This is a genomic window from Cellulosimicrobium sp. NPDC057862 (assembly GCF_042797035.1).
In the GTDB taxonomy this organism is placed as follows: domain Bacteria; phylum Actinomycetota; class Actinomycetes; order Actinomycetales; family Cellulomonadaceae; genus Cellulosimicrobium.
In genome coordinates, this window is record NZ_JBHVMH010000001.1 from 585,541 (window position 1) to 602,789 (window position 17,249).

Consider the following 17,249-nt stretch of genomic DNA (forward strand, 5'->3'; position numbering starts at 1 on the left):
CCGCGGTCACGACCGCGCGCCGCACCCCCTCGCAGGTCACGACGCGGGGCGGGGACACCGTCCCCGCCCCGCGTCGTCGTCCGTCCGGAGGTGTCGTCACCCCGCCGCGCGCGCGTCCGTCTCGAACTGCGCCGCCGCGGCGACGGTGTCCGGGTTCTCCAGGAGCGCCGTGCAGAGCGCGGTGGACAGCGTGAAGTCCTCGACCCCGCGGGCTGCGAGCGCCGCGACCTGGGTCGTGTCGCGCAGGCTCGCGGCGAGCACCCGGCACCCCTGACCCGAAGCGCGCAACGTCGCGTGGAGGTCAGCGGTCTGCTCGACGCCGTCGAGCCCGAGGTCCCCCATCCGTCCCACGTAGGGCGCGATCCAGCCTGCGCCCGCCGCGTCCGCGAGCAGCCCCTGGGACGCGTGGTAGACCGCCGTGACGAGGACCGGAACACCCTCGCGCGTCAGGCGGCGCGAGACGGCGAGGCCGTCCGACGTCGCGGGCAGCTTGACGACGACGTCCGGCCCGAGCTCGACGAGCTCCCGGCTGTGCGCCTCGAGCGCCGCAGCGTCCGGCCCGACGGCCTGGAGGAACACCGTCCCGGCCCCGGCCGCGCGCGCCCACCGGTGGACGGCGGGGACATCGTCGACCGTGAGCCCCGACCGGTACAGGATCGTCGGGTTCGTAGTGACGCCGGCGAACAGGCCGGTCGCGAGGAGCCGCTCGACCTGGTCGCGGTCGGCGGAGTCGATGTACAGCATGCGTTCTCCCTGGTGGTGCGGTCAGGTCGTGGCCGGCCGGGGTCGGTCCGCGACCGTGGCGAGCAGGTCGTAGTAGGGGGCGTCGATCGTCGCGGGGTGTTCGCGGGGCGGGACGACGTCGAGCACGGCAGGCGCCCATGACGCGGCGACGCCCGACACGGTGGCGCCCTCGAGGACGGCGACGGCCTGGACGCACGCGCCGCGCGCCGTCGCTTCGGGGGCCGCGCGACGCACGACGGGGCGGCCGAGGGCGTCGGCGAGGACCTGCCGGTACGCGAGCGAACGGGCGCCTCCGCCGTTGACGACGACCTCGCCGCTCGTGTCGACGTCCACCCGCTCGAGCGCGCGGGCCGCTCCGACGAGGCCGGCGACGACACCCTCGAACGCGGCCAGCGCGAGGTCCTCCCGGGTCGTCTCGCCGGTGATCCCGCCGAGCACGCCGGTCGCGCCCGGTCGCCGCGGGGTGCGCTCGCCGTCGAGGTAGGCGACGAGCGTCGGCCGCTCCCCCCGGACGGGCGCGGCGAGGGCGAGGCGCTCCAGGGTCGCGTGGTCGACGTCGAGGAGCCGCGCGAAGGTGTCGGTGACCTTGGCGGCGTTGAGCGTGCAGGCGAGGGGCAGGTACCCGCCGGTCGCGTCGCACACGGAGTCGACCGTGCCGAGCGGGTCGACGACGGACGTGCGGCGCGGGCTGAAGACGACGCCGGAGGTGCCGAGAGAGACCCCGAGGTCGCCCTCGACGAGGCCGAGCCCGACGGCGGCGAGGTGCTGGTCTCCCCCGCCCGGCCCGACGACGACCCCCGGCCCGAGCCCGAGCTCGGCCGCGACGTGCGGGTGCACGGTCCCGACCGGGGTGTCGGGCCCGAGGACGGTCGGGAGGACGTCCGCCCAGCCGACCTCCGGCGAGACGAAGCGCTCCAGGAGCTCGGGCCGCCAGACGCCGCGGTGGACGTCGAGGTAGCCGGTCCCGGCGGCGTCGGACCGGTCGGTGACCGTCGCCCCGGTGAGCCGGTAGGTGAGGTAGTCGTGTGGCACGAGGACGTGCGCGACGCGCTCGAGGAGCGTGGGGTCGGTCTCCGCCACGTGCGCGAGCTTCATGATCGTCAGCGCGGACGACGGCGCCATCCCGACGTCGTGCATCCACGGCTCGAGCCCGTACTCCCCCGCGATCCGCGCCGCCGCAGGGCCCGCGGTCGTGTCGTTCCACAGCGGCGCGGGAGCCAGCGGCTCGCCGCTCCGGTCCAGGAGCACGAGCCCGTGGCACTGGGCGCCGACGGCGAGCGCGACGACCTGCGCCGGGCCGGCGTCGGCGTCGCGCAGGGCGCCCGAGAACGCCGCCCGGAACGCGGCCCACCAGTCCCGCGGGTCCTGCCGGCTGACCGGGGGCGCGGTCCGGGGGTGGGGGGCCGACGCGGCCCCGACGAGCGCGCCGTCGTCCCGGCGGCGCAGCTCGACGGTGCAGGACTGGGTCGACGAGTCGACCCCTGCGACAAGGTCCATGGCTACTTCCAGTAGGGCTCGAGGGGCGGCAGCTCCTGGGGCGCCTCGTCGATCTTGCCCACGGCCCCCGAGGGGTGCGAGTGCAGGACGTTCGCCCACGAGTACCCGCGCATCCGCATGAGGACCACGGCGAGCGCGTCGCCCCACGCTGCCGTCACGAGGGTAGAGCCCATCGCGATGACCTCGCCGGGGTCGATCCCGGGGATCATCGTCAGCTCGACCACGACGTCCGCGTTCCGCGCGAGGCGCGAGGAGGCGTCCGCCGTGACCGCGACGACCGTGTCGACGCCGCGCTCCTTGGCGCGCACGACCAGGTCGTTGATCTCGTCGCTCCCGCCCCCGCGGGAGATCGCGACGAGGATGTCGCCCGGGGCCATCGCGCCCATCGTGCCGTGCAGCGCGTCCGCGCCGGAGATGAACACCGACGGGGTGCCGGACACGGAGAGCAGGTGCGCCATGCGGCGCGCGACCGCGCCGGACGTGCCGGCCCCGGTGACGAAGACCTTGCCCGTGCACTCGTACACCCGCTGGACCACGTCCAGGAACACGTCGCCCAGGTCGGTCACGCTCGCGGCGACTCCCTGCGCCTCGTGCGCGACGACGGCCCGGGCGGTCTCGAGCACGGCGGCACGGCGTCGCGTCGTGGTGTCGGGGATGGTCATGGGTACTCCTCGTCCAGGGGTTCTCGGTGTGGTCACGCCGCGCTCCAGGCCGCGTGCCGCAGGTCCACGGAGGACAGGTCGCCGGCCGCGACGACATCGCCGTCGCACCGGCCCTCCGTGAGGGTGACGACGTCGTCGGCGAGCTCGAGGATCTCCTCCTCCTCGCTGGACACGACGACGACCGTGAGCCCGTCGTCGTGCGCGAGCGAGCGCAGGAGCCGGTGGATCTCGGTCTTCACGCCGATGTCGACGCCCTTGGTGGGCTCGTCGAGCAGCAGCACGCGAGGCGCCTGCGCCAGGACCCGGGCGAGCAGCACCTTCTGCTGGTTGCCGCCGGACAGGCGCTCGACGGGCCCCTCGCGGTCCCCGCGGACCTGCATGCGGTCCATGAGGGCCGTCGCCTCGCGGCGCATCCGCCGCTTGTCGAGCAGGCCGAGCCGGCGGTACCGGTCGAGGACCGGGAGGACGACGTTCGTCGTCGCGTCCAGGCCGCCGACGATGCCGTCGACCTTGCGCTCCTCGGTGAGGTAGACGAGACCGCGCTGCTGGGCCTCTGCGGGAGTCGCGGGCCGGTACGGCGCGCCGTCGATCTCGATGCTCCCGGCCAGGACCTTGTCGAGGCCGACGAGCGTGCGCAGCAGCTCCGTGCGGCCGGCGCCGATCAGCCCGTAGACCCCCAGCACGCGGCCGGGGTAGGCCGTGAGGCTGACGTCGGCGAGCGCGGGCGTGCGCAGGTTCCGCACCACGAGGGACGGGCGCGCACCCGCGTCGAGCGGGACGACGTCGGTCCTGTGCGCCGCCTCCGTGACGCCACCCGTCGAGGCGACGGCCTCGTCCCCGGCGATCGCGTGGACGACCGCCTGCCGGTCGACCGTGCCGGCCGGGCCGGCGATGCGGACCTCGCCGTCGACGAGCGCGACGACGTGGTCGGCGACCGCGTACAGCTCGTCGAGCTTGTGGTCGACGAGCAGGATCCCGAGGCCCTCGGTGCGGGCCAGGTCGCGCACGGTCGCGAGGAACCGCTCGACCTGCCCGCCCTCGAGGCTCGTCGTCGGCTCGTCGAGCAGCAGGTAGCGCGCGTCGCGCGCCACGGCCACCGCGATCTCGAGGAGCTGGCGGGTCGCGACGGGGTAGGCGCCGAGCTTGCGGTCGACGTCCACCGCGAGACCGAACCGGTCCGCGAGCGTGCGGGACTGCTCGCGCATGGCGCGGCGGTCGAGCGCTCCCCCGCGCGTCAGCTCACGGCCGAGGAACACGTTCTGCGTGACCGAGAGGTTCGGCAGGAGCGACAGCTCCTGGTAGACGGTCGAGATCCCGGCGTCGAGCGCGGCGGTCGGCGAGCCCTGGGGCAGCGCGCGGCCGTCGACGGTCACGGTGCCCTCGTCGGCGGGGTGCGCCCCGGCGAGGACGCGGAGCAGCGTCGACTTGCCGGCGCCGTTGTGCCCGACGAGCCCGGTCACGGTCCCCGCCGCGAGCGTCAGGTCGATGCCCTTGAGCACCCGCACGTGCGAGAAGCTCTTGACGATCCCGCTGGCCCGCAGGGCGCCGCCCTCGGCGGCGCCCCGCGGGACCGACGTCGTGACGTCGGTCATGTCAGCCGACCTCCCCCGGCGCAGGGGTCTCGCCGACGGTGAACGCCTTGAGCGGCAGGAGGATCTCCGGCTCGACGTCCTCGCCGTCCACGTACGCGCGGATCTGCTCGGTCACCTGGGTGCCGTAGCTCTCCGGCTCCTGCGCGACGCAGCCGCGGTACACCTCGGTGAGCGGCTCCTCGGAGGCGCAGAACCCGTAGAGCGCGACGTCGGTGCGGTTGCCCAGGGCCTGGAGCGCGCCGTAGACGGCGGGGCCGGTCGAGGCCCAGATGACGTTGATGTCCTGGTTGCCCTGGAGCATCTCGCCCGTCACGCGCAGCGAGTCGTCGGGCTTGACGTTGCCGTCGACCTTGGCGACGACCTCCGCGTTCGGGTTGGCCGACACGGCGTCGGTGAAGCCCTCGTCGCGGATGACGACCGGGCGCTCGTCGGGCTCGGTGATGAAGCCGATGCTCAGCGCGGCGTCGGCGCCGAGGTCCTCGAGGACCTTCTCGCCCATCGCGCGGCCGCCCGCCTCGTTGTCCGCCCCGAGGTACTGGACGATCGACGCCCCCTGGGCGGCGAGCGCGTCCTCGTCGACGATGACGTTCACGGTGAAGACCGGCACACCGGCGTCGTTCGCCGCCTTGACGATCCCGGCGGCGGGCTCCGACTTCACGGGGTTCAGCGCGAGCGCGCACGGGTCCTTCTGCAGCATGGCCTCGACCTGGGCGAGCTGCTGGGCGTCGTCGTCGTTCGCGACCTGGACCTCGACGTCGAACCCGTTGGCGGCTCCGCCGTCCTCGAAGCCCTGCTTCATCGCCACGTAGTACGGGTTGGTGAGGTTCGGGAGGCTGACCGCGACGTACGGGTTCTCCCCGTCGCAGGACGCTGGCAGCGTGGTCTCGGCCTGGTCGGTCGAGCCGCTCCCGCTCGTGTCGCCGGTGCCGGTGTCGACGGCGGAGCAGGCGCCCGCGAGGGCGAGGGCGGTCACGGCGAGGGCCGAGACGATGATCTTGCGTCGCATGAGTACTCTCCTTCGAGCGGTGGGGGTCAGGACGTCGCGCCGGAGGCGCGGCGTGGTTGGAGGAGCTGGAGGAAGAGGCGTCCTCGTCCTCCGGTGGTCGAGAGCGAGCGGCGGTAGGTGTCGAGGCTGACGCCGGCGAGGATGATCACGCCGATGACGAGGGGCTGCCAGAAGCTGTCGACGCCGACGACGTTCATGCCGTTCGAGACGGTCGCGATGAGCACCGCGCCGAGCAGCGCGCCGCCGATCGAGCCGACCCCGCCGAACAGGCTCACCCCGCCGACGACCGCGGCAGCGATCGAGTAGAAGAGCTCGTTGCCCGACCCGGCGGACGGGTACCCGACCATGAGGCGCGAGGTGGTCACGACGCCGGCGAGCGCGGCGCACAGGCCGGAGACCGCGTAGACGAAGAGGGTCGTGCGCCCGGTGTGGATGCCCGCGAGGCGCGCCGTCTCCTTGTTGCCGCCGAGCGCGTAGATGTGGACGCCCGTGCTCGTGCGCGCCAGGAGGACGCTGAAGACGACGGCGACGAGCGCCACGATGAGGATCGGCGTCGGGATGCCGAAGACCCCGCCGCGCCCGAGGAAGGCGAACATCGGGTCGCGCACCGTGACCGACGCCGCGCCCGTGAGGATCATCGGGATGCTGCCGGCGATGCCGAACATCGAGAACGTCGCGATGAACGGGGGCAGGCGCAGGTAGTGCACGAAGATCCCGTTGACGAGGCCCACCGCGACGCCGACGGCCAGCGCGAGGAGCGTGGCAGCCCACCAGGGGAGGCCGGCCTGCATCCCGAGCGCCGCGGCCATGCCCGTGAGGGCGAGGTTGGACCCCGTCGAGAGGTCGATGCCACCGGTGAGCAGCACGAAGGTCTGGCCCAGCGCGAGCAGCGCCACCACGGCACCGTTCAGCAGCAGGACCTCGAAGTTCCCGGCGGTGCGGAAGTTCGGGGACAGCAGACTCATCACCACCACCACGAGGACCAAGATCCCCGCGATCCCGACCTCGTCGGGGACGCGTCGTCGCGACATGTACTTCTCGCCTCCTTGCGGGTGCTCATATGAGCACGCTGTTGCTCGTATGTCGATAGTATGAACAGCACGAGGCCACAAGCAACGCACCTCGATCACAGATCGGTAACACATGCGCAGACGAGCGCTCAGATGAGCAAGAATGGGTGACATGACGGACTTCTCGCGCCACGAGCTCGCACACGTGGCCCGCCGCTACTACGTGGACTCGGCCTCCAAGGTCGAGATCGGCGAGGAGCTCGGCGTCTCACGGTTCAAGGTCGCCCGGATGCTCGAGCAGGCGCTCGAGGCCGGGATCGTGACCATCACCATCGACGACGCCGGCGTCGTCGACCCGGCCCTCTCCGCGCGCCTGCGCTCGCACCTCGGCCTGGACGAGTGCCTCGTGGTCCAGGGCCGTGACACCGTGTCCGAGCTGCGCGAGGACGTCGGCGCGGCCGCCGCGGAGCTGCTCACCCGGTCCCTGCGCCCGGGGAACACCCTCGGGTTCGCCTGGGGGCGGACGCTCACCGCCATGACGGAGCGCCTCACCGCGCTGCCCCCCGTCACCGTCGTCCAGCTCACCGGCGCGGTCGGCTCCGACCTCTCCGACTCTCCCGTCGAGGTGATCCGCCGCGTCTCCCTGCGTGCCGGGGGCGACGCGCACGCGATCTTCGCGCCCCTGGTCGTCGAGGACGCCGCGACGGCCGCGACGCTGCGCCGCCAGCCCGACATCGCCCGCGCGCTCTCGCTCTTCGACCGGGTCGACGTCGCGGTCGTCGCGATCGGCTCGTGGGACCCGCCGATCTCCCAGCTCCGCGAGGTCCTCGGGCGCGACGAGCGGGACGACCTCACAGCACGCGGGGTCCGCGCCGAGATCGCGGGCATCCTCCTCACCGCCGAGGGCGACCTCGTCCCCGACTTCGCCGAGCGGTGCCTGTCGATCTCCGCGCGGCAGCTCGCCCGGGTGCCCAAGGTGATCGCCGTCGCCGCCGAGCACGAGAAGGCGGCCGCCGTCCACGCCGTCACGCGGTCCGGCCTCGTCTCCGCACTCGTCACCGAGCAGCGCTGCGCCGAGGCCCTGCTCGACCTCCCGCCCGTCGCGCGCGGGACGGGCCGATGAGCGCACCCCGCACCCGCGTCGCCGCCTCGTTCTGGTCCACGCCGCGCGACCGCGTCGCCGCGGAGGCCGACCGGCTCGCCCGGGCCGGGCTCCGCACCGTCCACTGGGACCACACCGACGGGCGGTACGCCGCGGCGGGCGGATTCACCGCCGCGGAGGCGGCGGAAGTGACCGCCGACAGCGGGCTGGGCGCCGAGGCGCACCTCATGGTCGAGAAGCCGCTCCACGAGGTCGACCGCTGGACCGACTTCTGCGAGCTCGTCGTCGTGCACGCCGGGACGCGCGACTGGCGCGCCGCCCTCGACCGCGTCCGCGCGCGGGGCGCGCGCGCCGGCGTCGCGCTCTCGCCCGGCGTCGAGGTGCCGGAGGTCGAGCCCGGGACGGACGTCCTCGTCATGTCGATCACCCCCGGCCTGGCCGGCTCGACGTTCCAGGGCGACGCGCTCACCACGGTCGGGCGCACCGCCGGCCCGGGCCACGCCGTCGGCCTGGACGGCGGCGTCACGCGCTCGATCGTCCCGCAGGCGCTCCACGCCGGCGCCACCTGGCTCGTGTCCGGGACGGACCTCGTCGCGAGCGAGGACCCCCACGGCTGGCTGATGGCGGCGCGCGCCACGGGGGTCGCTCCGTCGCGCGACGGGGACGAAGGAGCCGGATGAGCACCGCGCGGCCCGGCCGGCGGAACGTCCCGCTCGCCGCCGTCGCGGCCGAGGCCGGGGTCTCCGTCCCGACGGTGTCGAAGGTGCTCAACGCGCGGCCCGACGTCTCGGCGACGACGCGCGAGCACGTCGCCGGCGTCCTGCGCCGGCACGGCTACGAGGTCCGGCCTCGCACCGCGAAGCGGACCGGGCTCGTCGACGTCCGGATCGTCGACCTCGAGGGGCCGTGGTCCGAGGCGGTCGTGCGCGGCGCGGTCGCCGAGGCACGGCGCCGGGCGCTCGACGTCGTGCTGTCGGTGGAGCTGGACCCCGACGACTGCGGGGCGTGGGTCCGGCACGCGCTCGCCCGAGGCACGGACGGGCTCGTGAGCGTGGTCGCCGTGCCCGACGCCGAGGCGCGCGCCACGCTGACCGAGGCGGGCGTGCCGCTCGTCGTCGTCGACCCGCGCCACCGCCTGCCCGAGGGCGTGCTCAGCGTGGGGGCGGTGAACTTCCAGGGCGCGTTCGAGGCGACGGCGCACCTGCTCGCGCTCGGGCACCGGCGCATCGCGACGATCACCGGCGTCCCGGAGCAGGACAACGCGATCGCGCGGCTCGCCGGCTACCGCGCCGCGATGATCCGGGCGGGCGTCCCCGTCGACGACGACCTGGTCTGCCTGAGCACGTACGGCGTCCCCGCGGGCTACGAAGGGGTCCAGCGACTCCTCGCCCTCGACGAGCCGCCGACCGCCGTCTTCGCGTGCAGCGACGACACGGCCCTCGGCGCGCTGCGGGCGCTGCGCGAGGCCGGGCTGTCAGTGCCGGACGACGTCTCGCTCGTCGGGTTCGACGACCTGCCCGTCGCGGCGTGGACCGACCCGCCGCTCACCACCGTCCGCCAGCCGCTCGTCGAGATGGGCGCCTCGGCCGTCGAGCTCGTGCACCGCGCCCGCACCGCGAGCGGGCACACGCTGCGCACCGAGCTCGCGACGAGCCTCGTCGTCCGCGAGTCCACCGCTCCCCCGCGCTCATGAGGCGGTCCCGGCGTGGTCGCGGGCCCTGACGCACGGTCCTGACGCACGCACCGGGCGCACGCTCGGACCACGACGGACGGGAGGGGCGCGGTCCGCGCCCCTCCCGTCATGTGGTGCCGGTCGACCGGCGACAAGACATCCGTCGGCCGGTCGGCCGGTCGGCCGGTCAGCCGCAGGAGACAGCCGCGTAGCGGTAGGACAGCTCCTGGGTCGTCGACCCGTCCGCGGACGTGACCGTCACCGTCGCGGTGCCGGACGGGATCTCCGCCGTGCGCGCCGCGAACGACTGGTAGGTGCTGCGGTGCGGGGCGACGTCGTCGAACGACCGCGTCCCGTAGGGCGTGGCGAGGGTGACGTCCGCGCGCCCGTCACCCGTGCTCGTCGCCCGGACGGCGACGTGGGCACGGCCCGCGAGGCAGCGTGCCTGGACCTGGACGCCGGCCCCCACGCCGGGCGTGAGGTCGACCGTGGCCGAGAAGGTCTCCGCCTCCATGAGGGGGCGCAGGCGCTGCTCGAGCTCGTCGTCGACGAAGTAGTCCTTGAGGCGCGAGTCGTCCAGGACGTTGCCGATCGCGGCGACGATCATCGCCTGGTCGAGCGACAGGTAGCGCTCGGCGACCGTGCCCGAGCGGACCGCGACGGAGTCGTAGAACCCGCCCGGGCCGTAGGCGCCGAGGTCGTCGGCGAGGTGGGCCAGGTTGTCGAGCACGCCCTCGGTGTCGTACGCGAGGCCGAGGAACGACGCGTGCGGCGTCACGACGCCGTCGCCGAACTCCGGCGCGGGGTTGGTCGCCTCGCGGCAGCCCTCGAACCCGAGGTCGACGTCGGTCTCGCCGTCGGACAGGTAGCCGTCCGAGCGCAGCCCGATCGCGTCGACGCCGTACTCCGCGTAGCCGCCGGCCGGGTTGCTCGCGGGCGAGAAGCCCCAGGCCCCGTAGCCGGCCTCGTCGAGGCCGTGCTCCTTGTGCGCGCGCACGACGAGCGGGTGGTTGACGCCCCACGACGTCGGGCCCCACTCCGCCTCGGGGACCAGCATGTCCGGCATGAGCGCCTCGAACATCGAGCCGCCCCAGCCCGGCACGACCGCGAGGTCGCGGTACCGGTACGCGCCCTCGAAGACCGGGACGCCCAGGTGCTCGCGGGTCTCGCCGATCGGCTTCTGCTCCTGCCACGCCCAGTCGCACGTGTCCGGGAAGGTCCGGTGGCTCGCGTAGTACGCCTCCGGCGGGACCTCGCCCTCGGCGATGCCGAGGTAGGTCGCGATGCGCGTCTCCGAGACCGTCGTGTCGTAGTGGTGGCACGTGTAGAACACGTCCGTCCCCGTGCCGAGGTAGTCGCCCGCGACCGAGCAGCCGGGCGGCTCCTCGTCCCAGAACCCGCCGCGCAGCAGCCCCACGCCCAGGTCGGGGCGCGCCTCCGGGTTGTAGAAGGCGCCGAAGTGCATGTCGTCGTAGATCGCGCGCGCCTCGTCCGCGAGGCTCGGCTCCGCCTCCGCGACGACCCGCAGGCCCGCGGCCAGCCAGCCGTTGTCCACCGAGCTGAGGAACTGGTGGACCGTGTTCCCGTCGTCCGGCCACGTCTCGACCCGGTCGCCCGTCGCGGGGTCGTACCAGTTGTAGAACATGCCGCTCGCGTCGTGCCGGTCGAGGGACGCGACGGTGTCGAGCGTCGTCGCGAGGCGGTCGCGCGCCTCGGCGTCGTCCACCAGGCCCAGGTCGCGCGCCACGACGGTGGACCAGAGCCAACCGCCGATGTTCGTGGGCGACGTGTACGCGCTGCTCGACGCCGGGTCCAGGTCCCCCTCGATGTTGTCCGCGGGCAGGCCGGTCTCCTCGTCCGTCATCGCGACCAGCGAGGTGTAGGTGTCCTCCAGGTACGTCTCCAGCGTCGCGCGCTGCGCGCCGGTCAGGCCGTGGGGCCCGACGGCGGGCGCCGCCTTCGCGGGGACGCTCGCCGCCGGGACGCTCTCCGCCGCCGCCGGGACGCTCTCCGCCGCGGCGGGGGCGGCGAGACCGGCCGCGAGCGCTAGCCCGCCGACGAGTCCGCCCGCGACGAGCGCGGCTCCCCGGCGGCGGGGCGGATCGCTCCGGTGGGGCGTGGTCGATGCATCCATCAGGCACTCCTTCGTGTCGTGATCCCCGAAATTTCGGGCGCACTTTCCGAATGGGGGCGCAGAGGGTAGCCCGGGTGCCGGAGCAGGTCAACGGGTCGCGGCACGGGCAGCGAGGCTCGCGCGGCCCGTGGGTCGACGCGCCGGGACGACGCACGGTGGGGCGCGCGACGTCGTCGTGCCGGGGCGGTCAGAGGCGCTCGGGCGCGGCGATCCCGAGGAGGTCGAGGCCCGTCGCCAGGGTCCGGCTCGTGAGCTCGCACAGCGCGAGGCGGTTGCCGCGCGCGGCACCCTCGGCCTTCAGGACGGGACACAGGTCGTAGAACCGGGTGAACGCGGTGGCGACGTCTAGATGTACTGACCGGAGACGTTGGTCGAATGAGTGCGACGCGTTGATCTGATCTGGTAGCGCGCGAGGGCCTCCCGCGGTGGAGTGGAACTGCCTAGGTATCCGCTCTGCTCACAGGAGGCCCTCGTGTCCCACGCTAATGCCGCTCTGACGCCGCGCGCCCGGCTCACGGTCGCCCGGCTGGTGATCGACCAGCACGTCCCGATCGCGGAGGTCGCGGCCCGGTTCCAGTGCTCGTGGCTGACGGTCAAACGGTGGGCCGACCGGTACGCGACCGGGGAGTCCATGGCGGACCGGTCTTCGCGTCCGCGCCGGATGCCGGCCAAGACCGACCGGGCGACGACCAGGCGGATCGTGTCGTTGCGGCTGCGTAAGCGTCTGGGCCCGGTCCAGCTGGCCGCGCTGACCAGGGTCGCGCCCTCGACTGCGCACCGCGTCCTGGTCCGGTGCCGGCTCAACCGGCTCTCGCACGTCGACCGGGCCACGGGTGAGCCGGTGCGCCGCTATGAGCACGACCACCCTGGCGCGATGCTGCACGTGGACGTCAAGAAGCTCGGCAACATCCCCGACGGCGGCGGGTGGCGGTTCGTAGGCCGGCCCCAGGGCAGACGCCACCGGGCGGCAACGCCCGGCAAGCCCAAGAATGCCTACAGCCATCCGAAGATGGGGCACGCGTTCGTGCACACCGTGATCGACGACCACTCCCGGGTCGCCTATGCCGAGGTCCACGACGACGAGACCGCCGTCACTGCGACCGACGTCCTGCGCCGGGCCGTGACCTGGTTCGCCGCCCGCGGCATCACCACGCAACGAGTCTTGTCGGACAACGGCTCGCCCTACCGCTCACACCTGTGGCGCGAGACCTGCGCCGAACTCGAGATCACGCACACCCGGACCCGCCCCTACCGGCCCCAGACGAACGGCAAGATCGAGCGCTTCCACCGCACCCTCGCCGACGGCTGGGGCTACGCCCGCGCCTACACCTCAGAGACCGAACGACGCGCTGCCCTGGCAGCATGGATCCACGAGTACAACCACCACCGCCCCCACACCGCTTGCGGGAACAAGCCACCGATCACCCGATTGACCAACCTGTCCGGTCAGTACATCTAGAGGTACCCGCAGAGCCGGTGCGGCTCCAGGGTCGCCGCGACGTCGCGCAGGGTCGCGTCGAACGCCTCGAGCGTCAGGACCAGGTCCTTCTCGGCGGGGTGAGCGGGCGCGGCGCCGTCGACGTCCTGTGCCCGCTCCCCCGCCTTGCGCAGGATGGACCGCACGCGCGCGTGCGCGTACTGGAGGTACACGCCCGTGTTCCCCGACGAGGCGACCATCCGGTCGACGTCGAAGACGTAGTCCCGGGTCCGGGTGGTGGACAGGTCGGCGTACTTGACCGCCGCCGTCGCGGCCGCGTGCACGACGGCGTCCCGCTCCGCCGGGGTGAAGTCGTCGCCCTTCTCCCGGAGCACGGCACGGGCGGACGCCTCCGCGTCGTCGAGCAGGTCGGCGAGGCGGACGGTCGCGCCGGACCGGGTCTTGAACGGCCTCCCGTCCGCGCCGAGGACCGTGCCGAACGGGACGTGCTCGGCGGACACGCCGTCGGGGAGCCAGCCGGCACGCCGGGCGGTGTCGAACACCATCCGGAAGTGCAGCGCCTGGCGCGCGTCCACGACGTAGAGGATGCGGTCGGCCCGGTAGTGCTCGACGCGCAGGCGCAGCGTCGCGAGATCCGTCGCCGCGTAGCCGTAGCCGCCGTCCTTCTTGCGCACGATCAGCGGGACCAGGTCGCCGTCGGGGTCGTTCACTCCGTCGGTGAAGGTGACGACGGCACCCTCGGACTCGACGGCGACGCCCGCGGCGAGCAGCTCGGACACGATGCCGGGGAGCGCAGCGTTGTAGCGGGACTCGCCGTCGAGGTCCCCGGCGTCCAGCAGGAGGCCCAGGCGGTCGTAGACCCGCGCGAACGCCTCCTCCGACTCCTCGGCCAGCGCGCGCCACGCGGCCACCGTGGGCTCGTCGCCCGCCTGGAGCGCGACGACGCGAGCGCGCGACCGGTCCGCGAAGGCCGGGTCGGCCTCGAACGCCGCGCGGGCCGCCCGGTACAGGGCGTCGAGCGCCGACATCGTCCCGACACCCTGGCCCTGCCACGCCGCCTCGGGATGCTCGTCGAGGTACTGGATGAGCATCCCGAACTGCGTGCCCCAGTCGCCGACGTGGTTCTGCCGGACTACCTCGGCGCCCAGGTGGCCCAGCACCCGCACGAGCGCGTCACCGATGACCGACGACCGCAGGTGACCGACGTGCATCTCCTTGGCGACGTTCGGCCCCGAGTAGTCGGCCACCACCCGCTCGCCGCTCCGTGACGCCGCGACGCCGAGCCGCGCGTCCGCGAGGCGCGCTGCCACCGCGGTCCAAACGGCCTGGTCCGGCACCGTGACGTTGAGGAATCCCGGGCCCGACACCGCGACGGGGAACGCGCCGACCTGCCGGTCGACACTGCGGGCGACGTCCGCGGCGACGTCGCGCGGCGGGCGGCCCACCCTCGATGCGACGGCGAGCGCACCGTCCACCTGGAAGTCCGCCCGCGCGGACCTGCGGACCACCGGGTCCGCGCCCGCCAGGTCGGCGGGGAGCACCTCCGCCAGGGCGGCACGAACGGCCGCCTCCACCTGGGTAGAGATCGCGACGACGCCTGCCATGAGCCCTCATCCCCCAGAACGTGTCCCTGAGCGCCTCAGCCTACGAAGCGGCACCAGCGCTTATACCTGGGGACAGCCGCATGGTCAGAGGCCAGGCCTCGTGACTCCGCAGTCTCACGCTCCCGGGGCGCCGGGCGTGACGACGCGAATTGAACAGGCGTGCAGGTGTGGCGCCGACGCCGGTTCAGCAGCGCGAAAACGCGAACGCCTACATCTGCATATCTGCAAAACGCTGGTAATGGCCCTGGAATGCGACCGTGATGGTGTCTGTGGGGCCATTTCTGTGCTTGGCGACAATCAGGTCCGCCTCGCCCGCACGCGGTGATTCTTTTTCATATGCATCTTCGCGATGCAAAAGGATCACAACGTCAGCATCTTGTTCGATAGATCCACTTTCACGAAGGTCACTCATTTGTGGCTTCTTGTCGCCGCGCTGCTCAGGACCACGGTTCAGCTGCGAGATGGCGATGACGGGTACCTCGAGTTCCTTCGCAAGCAGCTTGAGCGCACGCGAGAACTCCGAGACCTCCTGCTGGCGCGACTCGACGCGCTTACCGGAGCTCATGAGCTGGAGGTAGTCGATCACGACGAGCTTGAGGTCGTGCCGTTGCTTGAGGCGCCGGCACTTCGCTCGGATCTCCATGAGCGACATGTTGGGCGAGTCGTCGATGAACAAAGGCGCCTCGGCGACCTTGCCCATCGTCGACGCGAGCTTCTGCCAGTCCTGCTCGTCCATCTTCCCGGACCGCATCCGCGTCAGCGGGACCCGCGCCTCCGCAGCGAGAAGACGCATGGTGATCTCGTTACGGCTCATCTCCAGGGAGAAGATGACGGACGACATCTGGTGGTGCACCGCGGCATGGGTCGCGACGTTGATGCCGAGAACCGAGTTGTGCGTGGGCACCATCGATCGTCCTGCCAGGTACAGGTGCGAGGGATGGTCCACCTCGACACAGCGCACCGGCACCGACTCGACCCGGCGGACGTCGACGACGAACCGTGACGTGAGCCGCGCGGTGCCCGGACGGCGACGCTCCTTGTGGACGAGGCGCTTGCGCTCCAGCCAGAACACGTCGTCCTCGGTCGTGAAGGTGATCGTGTACGCCGTCGACGACGCCTCGGTCCGCCCCTTCACCGTCTTCGTGGACCACCCCGTGCGGTACCCGAGCGACAGGACGAGCTCACGCGTCTCGCGCGCGAGGCGCTCGTTCGTCAGGCTGATCTGGACGCTGCCCTGCGGCATGACGGTGCCGTCGGTGTCGAGCAGACCCGCCAGGAGATCACGGCGCTGGGCCGCGCTCGCGCGCAGGTACGCGGCCGGGATGCGGTCGGTCCCCGGCACACCGAGCGCGAGCAGGTCGTCCGTGTCCGGCCGCGCGACGTACCCGAGGCCTTCGATCCGCATGGCGATCTCAGGGTCGGCCGAGGTGAGCTCGGCGCGTCGGGAGCTGCCGTCGCCCAGCCAGACGCCGAGTGCGTAGGGATGGATCGGGAGGTCGGCCTCGGGAAGGTCGAGGGGTGCCGTGGTGGCGATCGAGTGGTTCGCGCGTCGCTCAGCGGTCGCGGTCCGGAGCGTGGTGGCGAGCTCCTCGGTCGTGCGCACGGACGACTCGGGCGTCTCGCGGGCGCGCACCGCGCGCCGCTGGGCGCGGGTCGACGTCACCCACTGGTGCTGCGCGTCCGCGACGATCACCGTGCCGTCGTCGAGCTCGACCTCGTAGCACGGGCGGTCGACCATGACCCCGGTCGCCGCGACGACCCGCGTGGGCGTCCCGTCCGCGGAGACGAGCAGGTCGCCGACCGCGACGTCACCCATCGTCGTCCAGCCCGACGGCGTGGGGAGCGGCGTGTCGAGCGCGAGGGCCTTGCCGATGGCCGGACGCGCCGCGACGACGATCATCTGGCCGGGGTGCAGGCCGTTGGTGAGCCGGTCGAAGTCGGAGTAGCCGGTCGGGACGCCGGTCATGCCCTCGCCGCGGCCCTGGGCGGCCTCGATCTCGTCGAACGTGGGGCCAAGGATCTCCGAGAGCGGGAGGTAGTCCTCGGTCGTGCGCCGCTCGGTGACGGCGTAGACCTCGGCCTGGGCGTTGTTGACGATCTCGTCGACGTCGCCGCCGTCGGTCGCGTAGCCGAGCTGCACGATGCGCGTGCCGGCCTCGACGAGGCGCCGGAGCACGGCGCGCTCGCGCACGATGCGCGCGTAGTACCCGGCGTTCGCGGCGGTCGGGACGCCGGCCATGAGGTCGTGGATGTACGGGGCGCCGCCGATGCGCTGGAGCTCGCCGCGCTTGGTCAGCTCGGCGACGACGGTGATGGCGTCGGCGGGCTCGCCACGGCCGTAGAGGTCGATGATCGACTCGTAGACGACCTCGTGCGCGGGCCGGTAGAAGTCGGAGCCACGGATCTGCTCGATGACGTCGGCGATGGCGTCCTTGGACAGCAGCATGCCGCCGAGCACGCTCATCTCCGCCGCGACGTCCTGGGGTGGCGTCCGGTCGAAACCTGACGGCCCCGGTCCCCCGTAGCTCTCCTCGAGCTCCTCGATCGACATGCGCCCCTCGCTCCCCCGAGCCCGTCACGACCCACCGAGGGACCGCGCGACCGGGACAAACCTTCGTCGTACACGTGTTCTACAGCGGGCCACCCACACGACTGTCCCGGTGGCCGCGCCTCCCGCCTCCGACAAGCACGACCCCGCGACACTAGATCGCGGTTCCACACCCCGCAAACGGCCCTGTGCACGCCCGGTGGACAGGGACCCCCGAACCTGTGGACACACTCCCCCACA

14 protein-coding genes are annotated in these 17,249 nt (G+C 73.1%); 4 read left to right on the forward strand and 10 right to left on the reverse strand.

Annotation, left to right across the window (positions count from 1 at the left end):
• Positions 1-96 precede the first annotated feature (96 nt).
• From ACFVN3_RS02500 to ACFVN3_RS02525, 6 genes are read right to left on the reverse strand one after another with little or no spacing between them, the layout of a single operon-like run.
• Positions 97-744, reverse strand: coding sequence for a transaldolase family protein (locus ACFVN3_RS02500; RefSeq protein WP_378230210.1), 648 nt, complete (start codon positions 742-744; stop codon positions 97-99).
• 21 nt (positions 745-765) lie between these two features.
• Positions 766-2,241, reverse strand: a complete 1,476-nt coding sequence (locus ACFVN3_RS02505; RefSeq protein ID WP_378230212.1) for an FGGY family carbohydrate kinase — start codon at positions 2,239-2,241, stop codon at positions 766-768.
• A gap of 2 nt (positions 2,242-2,243) precedes the next feature.
• Positions 2,244-2,903, reverse strand: coding sequence for an SIS domain-containing protein (locus ACFVN3_RS02510; protein WP_087470396.1), 660 nt, complete (start codon positions 2,901-2,903; stop codon positions 2,244-2,246).
• A gap of 32 nt (positions 2,904-2,935) precedes the next feature.
• Positions 2,936-4,495: a sugar ABC transporter ATP-binding protein gene (locus ACFVN3_RS02515; protein ID WP_378230214.1), complete on the reverse strand. Its 1,560-nt coding sequence runs from the start codon at positions 4,493-4,495 to the stop codon at positions 2,936-2,938.
• Position 4,496: 1 nt separating this feature from the next.
• Complete coding sequence (locus ACFVN3_RS02520) at positions 4,497-5,501, reverse strand: substrate-binding domain-containing protein (RefSeq protein WP_378230216.1); 1,005 nt, start codon at positions 5,499-5,501, stop codon at positions 4,497-4,499.
• A gap of 26 nt (positions 5,502-5,527) precedes the next feature.
• A complete protein-coding gene (locus tag ACFVN3_RS02525; RefSeq protein WP_378230218.1) occupies positions 5,528-6,532 on the reverse strand; it encodes an ABC transporter permease in 1,005 nt (334 codons plus the stop codon).
• Between the two features lie 151 nt (positions 6,533-6,683).
• On the opposite strand from ACFVN3_RS02525, the gene ACFVN3_RS02530 reads away from it, so the two are divergent.
• From ACFVN3_RS02530 to ACFVN3_RS02540, 3 genes are read left to right on the forward strand one after another with little or no spacing between them, the layout of a single operon-like run.
• Positions 6,684-7,634, forward strand: coding sequence for a sugar-binding transcriptional regulator (locus ACFVN3_RS02530; protein WP_157759518.1), 951 nt, complete (start codon positions 6,684-6,686; stop codon positions 7,632-7,634).
• Positions 7,631-8,293, forward strand: a complete 663-nt coding sequence (locus ACFVN3_RS02535; RefSeq protein ID WP_378230222.1) for a hypothetical protein — start codon at positions 7,631-7,633, stop codon at positions 8,291-8,293. The genes ACFVN3_RS02530 and ACFVN3_RS02535 overlap by 4 nt, the downstream gene beginning before the upstream one ends.
• Positions 8,290-9,306, forward strand: coding sequence for a LacI family DNA-binding transcriptional regulator (locus tag ACFVN3_RS02540; protein ID WP_378230224.1), 1,017 nt, complete (start codon positions 8,290-8,292; stop codon positions 9,304-9,306). Before ACFVN3_RS02535 ends, ACFVN3_RS02540 begins: the two co-directional genes overlap by 4 nt.
• A 166-nt stretch (positions 9,307-9,472) precedes the next feature.
• Here the strand turns inward: ACFVN3_RS02540 and ACFVN3_RS02545 are convergent, their stop codons facing one another.
• Both ACFVN3_RS02545 and ACFVN3_RS02550 read right to left on the reverse strand, forming a co-directional pair.
• Positions 9,473-11,419: a glucoamylase family protein gene (locus ACFVN3_RS02545; protein WP_378230226.1), complete on the reverse strand. Its 1,947-nt coding sequence runs from the start codon at positions 11,417-11,419 to the stop codon at positions 9,473-9,475.
• A 187-nt stretch (positions 11,420-11,606) separates the two neighbouring features.
• A complete protein-coding gene (locus ACFVN3_RS02550) occupies positions 11,607-11,867 on the reverse strand; it encodes a DALR anticodon-binding domain-containing protein (RefSeq protein ID WP_378230328.1) in 261 nt (86 codons plus the stop codon).
• A gap of 24 nt (positions 11,868-11,891) precedes the next feature.
• Between ACFVN3_RS02550 and ACFVN3_RS02555 the strand changes: the two genes are divergently transcribed.
• A complete protein-coding gene (locus tag ACFVN3_RS02555; protein ID WP_378230228.1) occupies positions 11,892-12,878 on the forward strand; it encodes an IS481 family transposase in 987 nt (328 codons plus the stop codon).
• Here the strand turns inward: ACFVN3_RS02555 and argS are convergent.
• Positions 12,875-14,461 carry an arginine--tRNA ligase gene (gene argS / locus ACFVN3_RS02560; RefSeq protein ID WP_378230230.1) on the reverse strand — a complete coding sequence of 529 codons (1,587 nt, stop codon included), beginning with the start codon at positions 14,459-14,461 and terminating at the stop codon, positions 12,875-12,877. The genes ACFVN3_RS02555 and argS overlap by 4 nt on opposite strands.
• 208 nt (positions 14,462-14,669) lie before the next feature.
• Positions 14,670-17,012, reverse strand: coding sequence for a replicative DNA helicase (dnaB, locus tag ACFVN3_RS02565; RefSeq protein ID WP_378230232.1), 2,343 nt, complete (start codon positions 17,010-17,012; stop codon positions 14,670-14,672).
• Positions 17,013-17,249 lie beyond the last annotated feature (237 nt).